Here is a 15,808-nt window from a genome sequence, read left to right on the forward strand (position 1 = left end):
GGTTTACTTACCTGCCGTTGGCGCAGTACGTTTCAAGGTCCTTCTGGGTGTAGCCCGGCGTGGCAATGCCGCCGACCGCCGACTGGTTCGCGGCGATGCAGTCCTTATAGCTCTTACTCTCCCAGGGCCGTTGCGCAATCACGATCGCGCCGACGATGACGATTCCCGCCACGATCGACCCGATCACGAACCACCTACGGGTCACTGTGCTAGTAGCTCTCACACGCGATGCCGTCGTTGTCGCGATCCAGTGCGGGCCGGTAAGCCTGATCACCCCGGGGGATGTCGTAGCGCCCATCCTTGTGCGCCTCGGTGCAGTTCTTGTAGGGCGGACCAGCGACCGCGGCAGGCGCGAGGACCAGAGCGGTGCCCAGGGCGGCGGTACTTATTGCAATCGCACCGACGAAACCGCGGATTGTCATCGTCAAGCACCTTCCAGGGATGGGACTGTTCCACTTTAGTGAAATAACGTCTACTACGGGAGCCTAGCTCATCGCCAACTTGACGGCAGAGAATTTGGACACGCACGAGCCGACGGTGATCACCGCCAGGATGTCAAGGATCAGCTGAAGTAACTGTCAAGCATCAGCCGAAACAATGTCAGACAAGAGTGCCCCCACTAGGACTCGAACCTAGGACCTGCGGATTAAAAGTCCGTAGCTCTACCAACTGAGCTATAGGGGCCGCGACGCACAGAATACTGCGTCCGTGGCGGGAGCTCGTTTGAGGATTCGGTCTGCCGTGGCCTAAGCTGGCTTGGCTCACAACGTCACCAGTTGCGAGTACCCCGGAGAGATTCGGTTCTGGCCCCCTTCGTCTAGACGGCCTAGGACGCCGCCCTTTCAAGGCGGTAACGCGGGTTCGAATCCCGTAGGGGGTACCGCTACGCGGCGACGCGGAGCAGATGGTGAAGCAAGGCCCTGTGGCGCAGTTGGTTAGCGCGCCGCCCTGTCACGGCGGAGGTCGCGGGTTCGAGTCCCGTCAGGGTCGCCATCGCGGCGAGGCACACGGTGCCTTCCGGCCAGGTAGCTCAGTCGGTATGAGCGTCCGCCTGAAAAGCGGAAGGTCGGCGGTTCGATCCCGCCCCTGGCCACAGTCTTTGACCTGCATCGACACGGTGCATGCACTCGGTGGTTGGTTGGGTGTGTCCGGTTCTTGTCCGGTGGTGTTCGTCGAATCGTCGCTCTCGGCTGTGTGCAGTCTGTCGAGGTTGGTTGCTTCCTGGTCGAGTTCGTCGGCGTAGAGGTCGCTGTAGATGTTGGCGGTGACGGTGGGTGTGGAGTGGCCCATGGTTTTCTGTACGTAGCGCAGGTCTGCGCCGGATTTGCGGGCCAGGCTGGCATAGGTGTGTCGTAGGTCGTGAATCGTCAGCGGTGCGAGCTCGGTCTTGCGCAGTGCTTCGGACCAGTGGGCATGCCGACGCCAGTTGTTGGACCTGAGCATTGCGCCATTGGGTGACGTGATGGCCGGCTCATCCGGCTCACGACCGGCCACACGTGGTTTCAGTGCGTCGACGACGACCTGGGGGAGAGGAACGGTGCGCTTGGCGGCGCGGGTCTTGGGTGGGCCGATGATGATGCGACCTTCGACTTCGGGCGCGGCGCGGCGCACGTGGAGGCGGCGTGTGGCCACGTCGATATCGCCGACGCGCAGGCCGACGAGCTCGGACCAGCGCAGACCGGTGTAGGCCAGAATGGTCACGACATCACCCTGGTCTTTGCAAGCGGCGGCCAGGGCGGCCACTTCGGGGGCGGTCAGGTAGCGGTGGCGTTCCCGTTCGGGGATGCGCCCTGCTGAGACGCCGTGAGTTGGGTTGGTATGAATGCGGCCGTCGTTGCGGGCTACGTCGAGGATGGAGCGCAGCAGCCGCAGCGTGGAAACCTTGGCCCACGGCCCCACGGTGAGGCTGTCGACTAACTGTTGCACCTGGGCGCGGGTGATCTCGTCAACCGGGATGTGGCCGAGCCGCGGCGCGATGCGCAGGTGCCAATGTTGGCGGTAGCCGCTCCATGTCTTGGCGGACACTGCGGGCTTCTTGGAGGCGCTGTATTGTTCCCAAATCCGAGCCAGGGGCACGCGGCCGAGCCGTGGGTCGAATCGGCGAGCGCCGAGTGCAGCTTCGTTGTCGCGTTCGGCCTTGAACGCCTTGGCTTCTCGCAGGGTGGCGAAGGTGGCCGAGGTTTCGATCCACCCGGATGCTGAGGCGGGATCGCGCACCAGGTAGCGGACCTGGTAGCGGGGGGCTCCGGCCGTGTTGAGCCGTTTGCGGATGCCGCGCGGGGTGTTACCGGCCATCAGCGGCGGACCTGCTTGAGCCATTTGCGGACCTCGGCCGAATCCCAGCGGCGCACCCGTTCGGACAGCGAGTAGCAGGGTGGGCCGATCTGTTGCCCGGTCTGTTCACGGACTGCCGCCCAGCGATTCAGTGTCGCCACCGATACGCCGAGCAGCGCCGAAACTTGTTCGGCGGTCAGCAGTTCCGGGAATTGACCAGATGCCACCAGGGTTTCCCGGACGCCATGAATCACCATCAATCTCACTCCTCCCTAGTTGCAGGCGTGGATGGCTTGCCCGCCAGTTCGCCGCGGATGAAGTCGAACCAAGCGCGAGCCCGCGGGCAGCCGGCATCCACGTCTGCCTGCCCGCCGCCGATGCCCCACAGGTCGAAAGCCCACCGCGCAAGTGCCGAGTTCGGGGTTTCGTCGAAGCGCAGCAGTTCGTCACAGTCGTTCAGCACCAGGGCGGTGCCCAAGATCTCGCCGGTGGACCACTGATAGCGGAACTGATCCCAGCCGGACTCGGCCACCAAGGCCGCACGCCGCAGTAAGTCCTGCTTGCGCCGACGCAGCTGCGCTTCATCAAGCGGCTGCAACACACCTGCGAATCCGGGTTTCCTGTTGGTCATTGCTTCTGAGAACCTCTTCCGCTTTGAGTGTTTCGCTTCGATGGCTGGTATCGGGCTGCGACGGCGCGGATTTGGGCGTCGCTCCAGAAGTCGGCTCGAACCCGCATCACCGAGCCGTCCTCGGCGATCACGTACCCGGTGCCGGGGGCATCGGGGCTGATGCGGTGCGCTGGTGCCGCGTCGGCCAGGCCGTCGCCGAGGACCATGGCGACTTCGTCGCGGGAGCGCAGCCGCAGCGCGATGGTTTGGGTGAACAAACCCCGCATCGGTAGGACCTCCTTGCGTGGGTCTTGCAGAAAGGCCGCAACCACGACGCCGAGGGCGCGGCCCTTGGTCAAGATCCGCGACAGGGACGCCGCGGCTTGCTTGCGGAGCCCGGGGTCGCTCATGTAGGCGGTCACGCCGGCTAGTTCGTCGATGAGCAACACCACCAACGGCTCAGCAGCGGTCGGGGTATGCTCGCGGCTGTTTCCGGCCATTCTGGTACCACGCTGATCCATCAGGTTTTCCAGCGCGGCAAGGGTTTTGACCGCGTCGTCCTCGGTGGTGGCCACTTTGGTAAACAGCCCTGCACCCACCGAGACTTCGATACCGTACTTCAGGTCGATCCCCACCAAGTGGACCAGTCCGGCGCTGACGGCTGGGCCGAATCCGGCCGCGATTCCCCAAAACACCGAGCCCTTGCCGGACCCAGAGCAGCCCACCGTCAGTGTGTGCCGACCAGCGATCCGCAGAGTCCAGGGTTTGCCATTCTCGCAGCGCCCCAGCCGCACACTCGTCGTAGCCGCGCGACTAGGCGGCGGAGCATACCCGACTCCGGCGAGCTGTTCGCGCATCACGAACTCCATCCGCACCGTGCCGGGTGCGACCACTGCAGAGCGGGCCGAGTGAGCGCCCGCGGCGTCGCGGATTTTCGGCACCGCGTTTTCCAGATCCTCGACGGTCTGCCCCATGCGGGTACGCACCGTCAGGTACAGGCAATGATCGGATGTGTTGACCCGCACCAACTTTGGATGAATCCACACTGTCGTCGTGGTCGGCTTGCCGTCCTTGTCTTTGCTGGTGACCTGTTCGGAAAACGACAACCCGCACCTTTTGGACAGCCGCGACCAAGAACCGCGCACCCACCACCGCCACCGAGCACGCCGAAGCGGGCCCGCGAAATACCGCTCGTAGCCCTGCGGATCGTTGTGCCGCCAAGTCAGCAGCGCCGCAACGATCACGGCGACCAGCACCAGCAGCCATGCTGCGCCTACGAGCGCCAGGTGCGTGAGATGCTCGAAACTGAACCCAGCATCGGAGTAGGGGTAACCCGGGTCAATAGGAGTCGGGTCATAAGGGTTCACGCCTGGCCTCCCGTTCCACTGCGGGCAGGTGTCGTGTGTTTGGCGGCGGCGTCGCGCAGCAGCTTGGCGCCGTCAGCGACGACGCGCAGGTCGGTCACGCCGAAAATGGAGACGCGCGTGCTGCCGTAATCTCCGCCGACGATGCGCGCGGATAGCCCATTGCTGCCGCTGACGGCAACCACTGTGCCGACCGGCACGTCGGCCGCCAACGTGTCGGGCATGACGACGGTGGCGCCCGGTGTGACGCCGAGGGCATCGCTTATGATCACCGATTCGACACCGGAGACGGCTGCGCCGTTGGCGTCGCATTCGCGGCCGGTGACGACGCGGTTGTCGCCGCGGCCCGAATACACCGAGCGTTCCCGAGCCTCTTTGGTGACCCATCCCAACACCTCGCCTGCGAGCTTGATGTCCATCTGCCTGGTACCTCCTGATGTGGTTTGTTGGCCTTGGCGCACTGGGGCGCGCCAGGCCATAATCAGGCAGCGGGATGTCCGTTTATAGGACGCGAAGGAGGACATAAATAGGACGTTTAAGCGGATATTCCGTTGTCTTTAGACTACACAGTGGCCTACTCTGGGCCGCATGACAAACACAATTGGCAATGCGCGACTTCGCGCAGCACGTCAGGGACTGGGTTTGCGATCGCAGGCCGCGTTGGCCGAAGCCGTCACCGAAGCCGCACGCTCGATTGGCCTACGGATCTCAGTGACTCCTCGCACCGTCCGCCGCTGGGAGTCGGCGAGTCCGCCCTGGCCGCATCCCGAACACGCGGCGGCGTTAGAAGCGTTATTTCACTGCCCCATAACCGACCTGGGCTTCGTCGCGCCGTGGCAGGGCAACCAGCCGGACACGCCAAAAGACTTGCGGGCGAACAAATCACGGCAACATGGAAGGCGTCCGCTAGACAGAGTCGGCGCTACCCTGCCGGTCGGCGTCGCTGCCGATTACGCAGCGATCACCGTCGCCTACCGTCACCTGTACTGGACGCTTCCCGCCGCCGAGCTTCTGCCACTGGTCGCCGGCCACGCCGGCCTCGGTGCCTCTCTTCTCTCCACCATCGACGAGTCAGGGCGAAAGGGCCTGGCAACTGCGTTATCTGAAGTTAGCCTTCTCGCTGGCCGACTGGAGTTCTTCGATCTTCAACAACCCGAGGCCGCCCAACCCCATTTCGTCCTGGCGCTGCAAGCCGCTTACGAGGCTAACGACTCCTTGCTTGGCGCTGCGGTTTTGGCGCACATGGCGTTCGCCCCAGCGTTTTCCGGTGATCGAACCAGAGCCGAAGAAGCGCGAGACCGGATTCGCGCAGCCCACGCGTTCGCCCGCCGCGCTAGCGCGCCCGCTGCAATTACCGCGTGGCTCAACGCCGTTGAGGCCGAGGTCGAAACCCGATTCCGTAATACCCGCGAGGCGTTGCGACTCATTGATCAAGCCGAAACACTGATGGTCCACCAGCAAGTCGACACGCAGCTACCGAGTTGGTTCGACTGGTTCTCGCTCACCCGGTTACAAGGATTCAAAGGAAACACCTTGGTAGCAGCCGGCCGGCCGCATCAGGCTCAGGCCGTTCTAACCCAGGTATTAGCCGATTTGCCCGATGATGCGGCCAAGCAACGGTCCGTCACCCTGGCCGACCTCGCGGCGGCTGCCGTCGCTGACAGAGACCCCGGCCGCGCCTGCGAACTGCTGAGCGAAGCAATCGAAGGTGTCAGTCGACAGTGGTACGCGACGGCGATGGACCGGATAAAAGCGGTCAGAGAAAGCCTGCGCGAATATGAGTCGCTTCCAGCCGTGCGAAACCTGGACGCGAAGCTATACGACTGGCACACCACGGTGAACTCATTCAGCTAGCGACGAATAAATCAAGGATCTCAGCCAGACCCTTGACCCGCCAATCTGCGGCTTGATCCAGTTCGGCCGAGTCGCGAAATATCCAGCCCCAGGGGCCACGCTGGACAAAAATGGTCTTCAACCCAGCCGCTTTGGCTGGCCTCAGATCATTGTCAATACGATCGCCCACGTACACAATCTGTGAGCGGTCGTCTGTTGGCGCCGCCTCAGCAAGCTTCTCGAAGAACATTACGTCGGGCTTCTCCACGCCCCAATCATCAGAGGTCGCGATGAAATCGGTGGGAAGGTCGAGAGCGCGAAGAAGGGCGCCCGCCCGGGTCGTCTGATTACCCGCGATGCCAACCCAAATGCCAGCTGCCTGAAGACCAGACAACGTTGACCGGACGTCTGGATAGAGGTCATCTTCTCCGAACCACTCCGGCTGTCCGGCCGCCGCTCTGGCCTCTCGCTCGTTGGTCAGATCGAATCCGGGTTGAAACACCTGGAAAGTTTCTCGGTAATCTTTGCCTGATGCAATCACTGCGCCAAATACGGAAACAAAGGTATGGCGTGGCACTCCAAGCCAGTCGGCCCAAGTCCCATACTCTCGCGTTTCATCGACCAGGGTTTCGCCGACATCGAACACAACTGCTTTTAGCATATCTTAGCTGCGGCCTCGCCAATGACCATCCCTATCGCTATCAGCGATTCTGAAAGCTGAAATACCGACCGAAACAGTCGGCCGCTTCTGCTGTTAGTTCAGGATGATTCTCCCGCAGTTTACTTGCTACATAAGTTTGCGAACCGGCGAGGTCATATTGTGTCCAATCGACGTCCGTCCGCATAGCCTCTTCCATCAACGATTGGATCTTCTCTATCAGCGCGCCGCCATCCTCTTCGCCATAACGGGCGATGACCTCGCTACTGTCAAACCCCGGCCCGTAAGCCGTATTTCCCGTTGTGAAGGCCCACGCGATCGCAGCGCTCAAGTTTTCGATTGTCATGCCTCTTCTCTCCTATCGCGAGAATACTACCGTCTCAGCTCCAGTCTCAGGGTTGATTTCGACAATTCTTGTCACCGCCGGATTACCCATGAGTGCCTTCAATTCTATGTTCTGCCATATGTTCCCGGGGCGAAGATCGGACCCGATAACGGCCCGGACCTCGCCGCTCACGCCACTTGCATAAATTTCGGAAGCCTTTTTCCACCAGCTTACTGATGTTGGGTTATTCGCGTCCCACTCCGGTGCCTTCACGCCCGCGCGGGCAAGTAGCGACTCTAGTGTCACTCCACCGTGCTGCCCAGCTATATCCGCCGCTATACCTAGACCACTTTGATTAGGACCTACACCCTGCCCGGCGGAAGTGCGGCCAGACCAGAAGAATGCTGTGTCCTTATCGGTCTTAAGAACCGCCATAAGATCTTCATCGATTCCTTTAGCAGCTCCCTCCACAACTGCTGATTGGCCCGCGCCTTCAGCGGTGAACAGCGTCGCCCTGGCCGAAAGGATGGGGGCGAGTTCGCCGATGCTACGGGCCGCGGCTCCGGCGGCGCTGACTGTCGGTAGGGACGAGAGTTCAGCCGCGGCCCGAAACTCGCGGATGATGTTGGCGATGCGCGCACCGACAGCGGTGAGCCGTGAGACATCGACGACTTTCGACACGGCTTCACTGGCTCCGGCGGTGAATGGGATCAGCACGGCCGCAACAATTTCTGTGACCGCGACTGTGGCGCCCAGCACCTCCATCTCGTGGATGATCTTGTGGTGGGCCTGGTCGATGGCTGATGCGTAGTCGTCGCAGGCTTTTGCTGCTACGTCGCAGCCCTCGGCAGCGGAGGTGATCGCGTCGCGGACCTTGTTGCAGTTGGCTATGGCGGCCGGAATCTCCGGTGACTTCTGATTCGCCAAATAGGGTGCTGCACTGTTGGCCCTGAACGCGGCTGCGCGAAGCCCCGCGGCGGCCTTGCGCCAGGCTTGAGCGGCGCTGTGCAACTGATCTTGGTGCCCGTTGGGCCATAGTTCGCCCTGCACGTACGCCTGGATCGTGTGCCACCATCCTGGCACGTCGCCGTGGCCGCCTTCAGCCGACGGCGGCGCGGGCGGCCGGAATGCAGGAACGCCGGCAGGGGGGACCGCGGGCGCGTGGGGGTTATTGATCGCAGATTGCTGGTCGCCGTTGGCATGGTTGACCGCGGTCGCATGCAGTAGTTCACTGACTTGCCCGGCAGCCATCACGGCGGCAGAAGCTGCCTCCATGACGCCGCCCGCGCCATTGTGCCCCCCGCATAACGGATCGTACTTTGAGGCCCAGGCGTGCGCCCCGTTATCGCTGCCAGCCATCCCGGCTGAGGCGTTAAGCACGCTGGCTAGCTGGTTGACCGCGGCGGCCGCCTCTTCGTGAACTTCGCGCCAGGCGTCACCGGCCTGTTTAATGACCCGCGGATCAACATCTTGGGTCATGGCCACATCGCGGTGTTGATCTCGATGAGCTCGCTGTAGTTGCGGTGTGCCGTGTCAGCGGCTCGCCGCAATTGTGTTGCCGCCTCGCGCATCTCGGCCGCTGCGGCGATCCATTCGTCGTGTTCGGCCTGATGCGCGCCGGCGGCTGTGCCTGACCAGTTGCCGTCAAGCTGGTTCACCAAGTTGTCAGCGCTCTCGCAGATCTGCTCGGCGCGACTTTCGAACGCTTGGAGCCGTTCGACAAACCCCAGCAACTCATGGAGTTCGACGCGATACCTGTCCATAACTCAGATTTGCGCGCCTGCCGAACCCACCGCGGATGCGGCATCGCCGTCTTGTTCTTCGTAAGCGACCGCTGCCCGGCCAAGTCGGTCAGCCCGGTCGGCCAGCGCCTTAACCAGGTTGCTAGCCCCCTCGTGCCACTTCTCCCATGCGGGAGTGAACGCAGATGCCGCGACGCCTGACCAGCTATGCGACAACCCATCCCATTCGTTTGCCAACTGATCAAGTTCTTCGCGCAGCTCCTGGGCCTGATTGCTTAGTGCGTGCGCAACGTTGAACACCTCGCCCGCATTGACCATCAGGTCAGCCATCCAAGACCCCCATCCTTGACGGTGCTACTCGGCAGATCATAACCGCGGCCGGGGTAGGACTTACGCACTAAATCGGCCTCCATAACATCCGTCTCATGGTCCAGCCCAGCCCAGGGCGGGCCGCGGATTTAGAACAGGGTCTCGGTTTTGTCGTCGACCGCCAGCTTCTCGGCGGCGATGTACGGCAAGACAGTGGGAGGCGTCTGCGGTTTCTTGCCGTCGAGGAGCTCCTTGATCGTAATGTGCTGCAGGCGTGGATAAGTCTGTCCGTTCGCGGGATGCTTGTATACGCCGCCATGGTCCATAGCGTCTTGCACACCCTTCGTTGCCGGCTCCAGCGTGATGAGCACGCCCATTGCGGCCTTTTGGGTATCGATGGTGCCGCTGAGGTCCCGAACCATCGAAGGATTGAGCGTCTTACCGCCCTTGACCGACACGAGCACGCGACCGAGCTGCCCCTTCACGCCAAGTGGGAATCGTGCCACGCCGTCGATGCCTTTGTCGCCCACTTGCTTTTGATTCGGCTCAGCGTTGATGAGCGAGACGGCCCACCGCTCGAATTCGAAGGGCGACTGCGCAAACAGTGCGCGTGCCGCCGTGACGTCCTTCGGGATACCAAAAGGAACATCAAAAGTGTCAAGGATCTTATCACCGTAAGTGTGACGCAGTCGCTTAGTGATCAGGTCGATCGCGATATACGTGATATCGATGCCGATCCAGTGGCGGTCTAGCCGCTGAGCGGCGTCCACCGTTGTGCCACAGCCGCAGAACGGATCAAGCACGACATCTCCGGGATTACTTCCTGCGCTAATTATGCGTTCCAGCAGTTTCAGCGGTTTCTGTGTCGGATAACGCAGACGAGCGCTTTGGCGAGCTGGGCTGCAAAGAGTGGGCCGTTGTTGACCAGGACGTATCCGCCGGCCAGTCCCCCATGGCTGCACAGTGTTCGTCGTCGGCGGACACGTCGCTGGGCGACGTTCCCGGTCTTGCTGTTGCGACGTTGCACGGTCCGGTAGCTCGTTCGCGGTACCACCAGGCTCGGGAACCGGCTGCTGACATTGCCGTAGACGGCTTGGTTGCGTGACCAGCGCCGAATGATTCTGCGGGCCGTCAGGTAGGTGTCTTTGGCGATCTCCACGCACGCCGTCGCCTTCTGTAGCCCGTGCACACCCCAGAACCGGCCCGGGCCGTGGCCAGGCGCACGCCAAAGCGTCGGCACGATGTGCTGGTATTCCTTGTCGCTCAACGTATTCGGGGATGAGTGTTTGGTGAAATAGATTGCTAAGCGTTTGGGGTCGCAGGCCCGCAAACCGGCCAGGACGTCGATGGCGGTTCCGGCCAGCCGATGACTCGCTTTCTGCTCTGGATTTGGATGGTTGACAATCTCCGCCCACGTGTAGGAAAGCCATTCTCGGAAGCTGCGCCCGGACCGACCCTCCTGCGTCGGCGGTGCCAGCCACAAATGAAGGTGCGGAGCGCCGCGGCGCTGAAACTCCAACTTCCATATGTAACGCGCCGACTCGCCGTATTCACGGTGAAACCGCTTGCGCCACAACACCATATGCCGCTTGACGCTCTTGCCATCGGGGGCGACTGTTTCCCAATCGCCCGGATAGGTCAGGGTCACCATCGCCGGCACCCGACCGGACTCCACAAGCGGGGTGTAATCGAGCTCGGCGAACGTGCGGCACATCGCCGACCGCGACTTACGCGACCACTCGGTAACCCGACGTCCGGTCTCGCCGGGCGAAACACCGCCCGGTCTTTGCTTCACCGCCGCTACGTCACCCGCGTCGTCCAACTCCGAAGCTGCGGCCAATTCGTCTTTGACGCGGATCTTCAGGCCATCGACATCCATGTCGTGCCGCTCGATGGCCCGCTGTGCGGATTTCTCTTTGCAGACGGGGTTGGTCCAGCCGAGCCGAACCACGCCCGGGCCCAAGGTGACACGGAATCAACCCGATTCGGGCTCGGTTCCCCTTAGCGCGTTGCCGACCGCCCACGGCTGGGCCTGCTCAAACAGCGATGCCGCCGAAGTGACCAGCGCGGGGCGCGGGAACCGCAGCCCCAGCGCATCACTTGCTCGCCACTCGGCGCCCCCGACACAACCCGCGACCTCGCTGCGGACACTTTTGGCACATATAACAAGCCCGTTGGTCCCAGCCGGAACACGGCCTACGCCGCTCCCGCCGTCCGACCGACCGCTACCGCTCTCGCGCCCTGCGGCCTTGACGGCCTCGGGCACTCGCGGTCTACCGGCGTCCGCGGCTCCGTCCGTGTTCCGACTGGCCGTATCGTTTGGGTCGTGCCAATCAGTGGGTCGCTTCCCGGTCCTGGTTGTGCGGCGCACCGTCGACGCTGTGACGTGCTCGGGCATCGGGCACCTACTCCCCGGCAGCCCTCGGTGCCCATCACTAAGTGATTGGCGCGTAAGGGATTGCCTCTTGGGAGCGCAAGCACTACGTCCGGTTTATGTCCGGTCGTCGGCGCAGCCGAATCCGTCGAACCAGCTCAATGCGCCCTATACGACGCACTGAAACACATAAACCGCAGGTCAGCGACTATTCTGTCCGCCTGAAAAGCGGAAGGTCGCCGGTTCGATCCCGGCCCTGGCCACCAGGTGGTTTGGCGGCCCGCACACCCAGCGAGGTCGACTCGTAGCAATCTCACAGTGCCGCAAAACGTTTGAACTGGGTAGATAAATCAGCATTGCCGTTGCAGCGGATGCCGCAGGTGGTTCGCCTCGTGAAGTCGGCGCCGCGCCCCCGCCGCTATCCGGCCTCACCCAGCAGGCCGGCGATTCCCTTCGCATCGGGAAAGGCGTGTGAGATGTCCGCCAGGCCGGCGAACGCGGTGTCCGCCGAAACGAGAACGGTTGCGCCGGCTTTGGTGGCGGTCGCGGCGAGTACGGCGTCGAAAGCCCCGAGCCGCGGTGTCGTCGCGAACAGCGTCAGGCCGTGCAGGAGGCTATCGCGGGTGATGCTCAGTAACGGTGAGAGCAGTTCGGTGTAGTCGTGGCCGAGTGCCGCGGCGTCTTTGCGGTCACGACGCCGGGCACGAACATGGACGAATTCTTGGATCACCTCGGCGGTGGTCGTCGCCTCGATGCGCTCGTCGGCAATCGCGGCCACCAGCTCGCGACAGGGTTCGCGCAGGGGGTGATCGGCGCCCTTGGCATACACGAGGACGGTCGTGTCGAGCACGATCATCGGCGGCGGCTCCGCAGGGTCTCCAGCTCGTCCTTCAGTTCCTGCGGGTCGGGAACCGCCGTGTCGGGAGCATCGAGGAGGCGTTGGCCCGCTGACTTGCGGCGGTCGGCGGGGTTTGCAAGGCCGCGGTCGATGGCCTCCCGCACCACGGTCGCTACCGAGACTCCGCGCTCACGGGCGAGGGACGTGATCCGCCGATGGCGTTCATCGTCGAGCAGAATCTGCAAGCGATGCTCGAACAGTGACATACTCATACATTAGCATGCTTAGCATGGGTCGGGCCTGCCCGCCAACCACCGGCGACAATGTGGGCATGCATGTCGTGCGGGGCCTTCTCGTTGGCCTGTTGTTGTTTGTGCCCGTCAACGCTGCGCCGGCCAACGCAGACGTCCCACCGGTGAGCGCGAAGGCACAAGCGGCAGGTTTCGTCGACGTCCGCAGCTATGTTCCGGACGCGATCATCGACTTGCGCTATGCGACGCCCAACAATTTCACCGGCACACCGTTGTATCCGGCCGACGCGCGTTGCCTGGTGCATGAATCCATGGCGCCGGGTCTCGCAACGGCGGCCGATGTACTGCGTCGGCAAGGACAGGCCCTTGTTTTCTGGGACTGCTATCGGCCACACGATGTCCAGGTACGGATGTTCCAAGTGGTGCCTAACCCGGCCTGGGTGGCACGGCCCGGCCAGTACGCGCACAGCCACGAGGCCGGCCGCTCGGTCGACGTCACGACGGCAAGCACACAGTGCACGCCGCAGCGACGGTGCTTGGCCGACATGGGAACCGATTTCGACGATTTCACGCCTCGGGCCCGCGCCTCGGCCACCGACGGCGTCAGTCCGACCGCGCAGGCGAACCGGGCGCGACTACGTGATGCCATGAGCGCCGGCGGGCTCACGGTGTACTCGGGCGAGTGGTGGCATTTCGACGGGCCGGGCTCCACCGTCGACCGCCCGATCCTCGACGTACCCGTCGACTAGTCGTCTCAATTGCTGAGATGACCATTTCACTATCCGGCATACGGCGTAGGCTGGCGCGGTGACCCGCGAACCTCACGCCGTCTACACCCACGGCCATCACGAGTCGGTGCTGCGTTCGCATCGCCAACGCACTGCGGACAATTCCGCGGCCTACCTCTTGCCGCATTTGCGCCAGGGGATGTCGCTGCTGGATATCGGCTGCGGGCCCGGGACCATCATCGTCGACCTGGCCGCACGCGTCGCGCCCGGGAAGGTCACCGCCGTCGACACCGCAGACGATGCGTTGGCCGCGGCGCGCGTGGAAGCCCAGGCGCGCAACCTTTCTAACATCTTTTTCGCCGCGGCCGACGTGCATGCGCTCGAATTCGCCGACGGCACATTCGATGTCGTGCACGCCCATCAAGTGCTGCAGCACGTCGCCGATCCCGTTCAGGCGCTGCGCGAGATGCGACGCGTGTGCGTGCGGGGCGGGATCGTCGCCGCCCGGGACGCCGACTATGCCGGATTCACCTGGTACCCGGAACTACCGATGCTGGATCGGTGGCTGGATCTCTACGAGCAGGCGGCTCGTGCCAACGGCGGAGAGCCCGACGCCGGCCGGCGCCTGCTGTCCTGGGCTCAAGCGGCTGGGTTCGACGACGTCACCCCCACCGCCGGAATCTGGTGTTTCGCAACGCCGGAAGAACGCGGCTGGTGGGGAGGCATGTGGGCCGACCGGATCCTGCATTCAGCGTTGGCCCGCCAGCTGGTGGATTCCGGACTGGCAACGGCCTCGGAGCTCACCGAGATCTCCGCGGCGTGGCGAGCCTGGGCGGCTGCGCCTAACGGTTGGCTGGCGATCCCGCACGGCGAGATCCTCTGTCGGGCATAGGAAAGCCACCGCACAGCATCTCGAACGCATGAGCCACCCGTAGCACGGTGGCGTCGTCAAACCGCTTGCCCATGATCATCATCCCGACCGGCAACCCGTCGACGAAGCCGGCGGGCACCGAGATTGCTGGGTGCCCAGTGACATTCATGGGGGCGGTGTTGAGCGCTTTGCCCATCGCTTGGGCGAGCAGCGTGGCGTCGTCAGCGTCGGGCCCGGGCAGCACGGCCGCGGTGCTCGGGACCGTCGGCATCACCAGCACGTCGAACTGCTCGAGCGCACTGTCGTAGGCGGCGCGCGCATGCGGTAACAGGTTGCGCGCCTTGCCGTATAACGAACCACCGAGCGTCGTCAGACTGTAGTGGCCGCACAGCGCGGGCGTCTTGACCGCGGCTGGGAGCTGATCGGCGCTGGCTCGTCGTTGCCGGGCGAAGTACTCCATCAGCTCCGGGTCGTAGAGTCCGTCCACGCCCAGCCCGTAACCGTTGCCGTCGAGCATCTGATAGGTGGCGCCGTCACTCATGATGACCGCGAAGAGGTGAAATACGTTGTTATGCCACGGCACGCTGGCCTCGGAGACTTCGCAGCCGATCTCGGTGAAGCGCTGCGCCGATGAGCGGACCAGCTCGTCGACGGCGGGCTGCGAGCCGGGCTGGCCGAAGCCCTCGGCGAGGAGGCCCACCCACATGCCGGCGACGTCGCCGGTGAGCGCAGCCACATACTCGACGGCCGGCAGGTGAGCCGGCTGACGCGGGTCCTGCCCGTCGGGTCCTGCGAGCAGCCCCAGCAGTAGCGCGGCGTCGGCGACGGTGCGCGTCATCGGGCCGAGGTGGTCGAGGGTGCGTTCGATCGGAAACGCTCCGGTGTAGGGAACCAAACCATAGGTGGGCTTGTGTCCGACGATCCCGCACAACGCGGCGGGAATCCGGACCGATCCGCCCTGGTCGCCGCCGATGGCGAGCTCGACGTCCCCTAAGGCGACCAATGCGGCACTGCCGCTGGAAGATCCACCGGTTTCGCGGGCGGGATCCCAGGGGTTGCGCACCGGGCCGGTGGCCGAGGTGAAGCTGGAGCCCGAGTAGCACAGGTCTTCGCAGACGCTCTTGCCGGCGATCACCGCCCCGGCATCGAGCAGCCGTTGCACGACGGTCGCGTCGCGGGCGGGGATGAAACCTTCCAGTGCCCGCGACCCGTTCATCATCGGGACCCCGGCGACGGTGATGTTGTCCTTGATCGCGATCCGTCTGCCCGAGAGCGGCCCGCCGACCCCCGAGCTGATCTCGGTGGTGACATACCAGGCGCCCAGCGGGTTGTCGTCGGGGAACTCGTAGGCGCGCTCGGGGATCTGTGGCCGTGCGATTGCGTCGTACAGCTCGTCGACCGCGTCGTAGGCCGCTAACGAATACCCGGCCATCGCCGTGAATTCCGCCAACGCGTGGTCGTCGAAGTGCAAACCGAAATGCTGCGCAGCCGAGGCTATTTCCGACGTCGATGGTCTCCGAATCGCCATGCCGAAAATGTAGTCGACTGTGCGGTTTCGTACGCGACATGCCGACGCGGCCGTATGGAGGCGCACACTCGGCAAACAACTTCGGTCCGGCGTCTTTGGCCTG

The 15,808-nt window shown here is 63.7% G+C and carries 18 protein-coding genes, 5 tRNA genes and 2 pseudogenes; 7 read left to right on the top strand and 18 right to left on the bottom strand.

Annotated elements, in window-relative coordinates:
- Window positions 1-7: 7 nt before the first annotated feature.
- The 3 genes from AWC14_RS17450 to AWC14_RS17460 form a co-directional block, all read right to left on the bottom strand.
- The gene (locus AWC14_RS17450; protein ID WP_142281738.1) at window positions 8-187 is read right to left on the bottom strand and encodes a hypothetical protein; all 180 of its coding nucleotides are present in this window, start codon (window positions 185-187) and stop codon (window positions 8-10) included.
- A 22-nt stretch (window positions 188-209) separates the two neighbouring features.
- Entirely contained in the window at window positions 210-422 is a 213-nt protein-coding gene (locus AWC14_RS17455) for an excalibur calcium-binding domain-containing protein (protein WP_045374373.1), read from the bottom strand.
- A 189-nt stretch (window positions 423-611) separates the two neighbouring features.
- Window positions 612-684: transfer RNA gene (locus tag AWC14_RS17460), tRNA-Lys, on the bottom strand.
- 122 nt (window positions 685-806) lie between these two features.
- On the opposite strand from AWC14_RS17460, the gene AWC14_RS17465 reads away from it, so the two are divergent.
- From AWC14_RS17465 to AWC14_RS17475, 3 genes are all read left to right on the top strand, one after another.
- Window positions 807-880: transfer RNA gene (locus tag AWC14_RS17465), tRNA-Glu, on the top strand.
- Window positions 881-916: 36 nt separating this feature from the next.
- Window positions 917-993: transfer RNA gene (locus tag AWC14_RS17470), tRNA-Asp, on the top strand.
- 26 nt (window positions 994-1,019) lie between these two features.
- Window positions 1,020-1,093: transfer RNA gene (locus AWC14_RS17475), tRNA-Phe, on the top strand.
- A gap of 38 nt (window positions 1,094-1,131) precedes the next feature.
- Here AWC14_RS17475 and AWC14_RS17480 read toward each other — a convergent pair.
- The 5 genes and pseudogenes from AWC14_RS17480 to AWC14_RS17500 all read right to left on the bottom strand — a co-directional run.
- A pseudogene (locus AWC14_RS17480) lies at window positions 1,132-2,295 on the bottom strand (tyrosine-type recombinase/integrase); the annotation flags it as partial.
- Entirely contained in the window at window positions 2,295-2,531 is a 237-nt protein-coding gene (locus AWC14_RS17485) for a helix-turn-helix transcriptional regulator (protein WP_045374461.1), read from the bottom strand. The gene AWC14_RS17485 and the pseudogene AWC14_RS17480, both read right to left, overlap by 1 nt.
- A gap of 5 nt (window positions 2,532-2,536) precedes the next feature.
- On the bottom strand, window positions 2,537-2,905 hold the full coding sequence (locus AWC14_RS17490) for a hypothetical protein (RefSeq protein ID WP_045374371.1): 369 nt from the start codon (window positions 2,903-2,905) through the stop codon (window positions 2,537-2,539).
- Window positions 2,902-4,251 (bottom strand): FtsK/SpoIIIE domain-containing protein, encoded by a 1,350-nt coding sequence (locus AWC14_RS17495; protein ID WP_045374369.1) that lies wholly within the window; start codon window positions 4,249-4,251, stop codon window positions 2,902-2,904. Before AWC14_RS17495 ends, AWC14_RS17490 begins: the two co-directional genes overlap by 4 nt.
- Window positions 4,248-4,667 carry a hypothetical protein gene (locus AWC14_RS17500; RefSeq protein WP_045374367.1) on the bottom strand — a complete coding sequence of 140 codons (420 nt, stop codon included), beginning with the start codon at window positions 4,665-4,667 and terminating at the stop codon, window positions 4,248-4,250. The genes AWC14_RS17495 and AWC14_RS17500 overlap by 4 nt, the downstream gene beginning before the upstream one ends.
- A gap of 169 nt (window positions 4,668-4,836) precedes the next feature.
- On the opposite strand from AWC14_RS17500, the gene AWC14_RS28320 reads away from it, so the two are divergent.
- Window positions 4,837-6,102, top strand: coding sequence for a helix-turn-helix domain-containing protein (locus tag AWC14_RS28320; RefSeq protein ID WP_045374362.1), 1,266 nt, complete (start codon window positions 4,837-4,839; stop codon window positions 6,100-6,102).
- On the opposite strand, the gene AWC14_RS17510 is transcribed toward AWC14_RS28320, so the two are convergent.
- From AWC14_RS17510 to AWC14_RS29700, 7 genes and pseudogenes are all read right to left on the bottom strand, one after another.
- Window positions 6,095-6,727, bottom strand: coding sequence for an HAD family hydrolase (locus tag AWC14_RS17510; RefSeq protein ID WP_337590216.1), 633 nt, complete (start codon window positions 6,725-6,727; stop codon window positions 6,095-6,097). The two genes, AWC14_RS28320 and AWC14_RS17510, sit on opposite strands and share 8 nt — an antisense overlap.
- 55 nt (window positions 6,728-6,782) lie before the next feature.
- Window positions 6,783-7,085 (bottom strand): hypothetical protein, encoded by a 303-nt coding sequence (locus tag AWC14_RS17515; RefSeq protein WP_045374360.1) that lies wholly within the window; start codon window positions 7,083-7,085, stop codon window positions 6,783-6,785.
- Window positions 7,086-7,097: 12 nt separating this feature from the next.
- Window positions 7,098-8,543, bottom strand: a complete 1,446-nt coding sequence (locus tag AWC14_RS17520; protein ID WP_142281739.1) for a WXG100-like domain-containing protein — start codon at window positions 8,541-8,543, stop codon at window positions 7,098-7,100.
- The gene (locus AWC14_RS17525; RefSeq protein ID WP_045374359.1) at window positions 8,540-8,827 is read right to left on the bottom strand and encodes a WXG100 family type VII secretion target; all 288 of its coding nucleotides are present in this window, start codon (window positions 8,825-8,827) and stop codon (window positions 8,540-8,542) included. The genes AWC14_RS17520 and AWC14_RS17525 overlap by 4 nt, the downstream gene beginning before the upstream one ends.
- Window positions 8,828-8,830: 3 nt before the next feature.
- The gene (locus AWC14_RS17530) at window positions 8,831-9,136 is read right to left on the bottom strand and encodes a WXG100 family type VII secretion target (protein ID WP_045374356.1); all 306 of its coding nucleotides are present in this window, start codon (window positions 9,134-9,136) and stop codon (window positions 8,831-8,833) included.
- 128 nt (window positions 9,137-9,264) lie between these two features.
- A complete protein-coding gene (locus AWC14_RS17535; protein ID WP_235215815.1) occupies window positions 9,265-10,077 on the bottom strand; it encodes a DNA methyltransferase in 813 nt (270 codons plus the stop codon).
- Window positions 9,966-11,513, bottom strand: a pseudogene (locus AWC14_RS29700) (rolling circle replication-associated protein). Before AWC14_RS29700 ends, AWC14_RS17535 begins: the two are co-directional and overlap by 112 nt.
- Before the next feature lie 174 nt (window positions 11,514-11,687).
- Here AWC14_RS29700 and AWC14_RS17540 point away from each other — a divergent pair.
- Window positions 11,688-11,755 (top strand) — tRNA-Phe (locus AWC14_RS17540).
- A 152-nt stretch (window positions 11,756-11,907) separates the two neighbouring features.
- On the opposite strand, the gene AWC14_RS17545 is transcribed toward AWC14_RS17540, so the two are convergent.
- The gene (locus AWC14_RS17545; protein WP_045374353.1) at window positions 11,908-12,345 is read right to left on the bottom strand and encodes a type II toxin-antitoxin system VapC family toxin; all 438 of its coding nucleotides are present in this window, start codon (window positions 12,343-12,345) and stop codon (window positions 11,908-11,910) included.
- A complete protein-coding gene (locus AWC14_RS17550; RefSeq protein ID WP_045374351.1) occupies window positions 12,342-12,599 on the bottom strand; it encodes a ribbon-helix-helix domain-containing protein in 258 nt (85 codons plus the stop codon). The genes AWC14_RS17545 and AWC14_RS17550 overlap by 4 nt, the downstream gene beginning before the upstream one ends.
- A 59-nt stretch (window positions 12,600-12,658) precedes the next feature.
- On the opposite strand from AWC14_RS17550, the gene AWC14_RS17555 reads away from it, so the two are divergent.
- Together AWC14_RS17555 and AWC14_RS17560 are read left to right on the top strand one after the other, a co-directional pair.
- Window positions 12,659-13,327 carry a M15 family metallopeptidase gene (locus AWC14_RS17555; RefSeq protein WP_081967985.1) on the top strand — a complete coding sequence of 223 codons (669 nt, stop codon included), beginning with the start codon at window positions 12,659-12,661 and terminating at the stop codon, window positions 13,325-13,327.
- Window positions 13,328-13,385: 58 nt separating this feature from the next.
- A complete protein-coding gene (locus AWC14_RS17560; protein WP_045374348.1) occupies window positions 13,386-14,198 on the top strand; it encodes a methyltransferase domain-containing protein in 813 nt (270 codons plus the stop codon).
- Here the strand turns inward: AWC14_RS17560 and AWC14_RS17565 are convergent.
- Window positions 14,149-15,705 (bottom strand): amidase, encoded by a 1,557-nt coding sequence (locus AWC14_RS17565; RefSeq protein ID WP_045374344.1) that lies wholly within the window; start codon window positions 15,703-15,705, stop codon window positions 14,149-14,151. The two genes, AWC14_RS17560 and AWC14_RS17565, sit on opposite strands and share 50 nt — an antisense overlap.
- Window positions 15,706-15,808 lie beyond the last annotated feature (103 nt).

The organism is Mycobacterium kyorinense, assembly GCF_002101735.1.
Taxonomy (GTDB): Bacteria; Actinomycetota; Actinomycetes; order Mycobacteriales; family Mycobacteriaceae; genus Mycobacterium; species Mycobacterium kyorinense.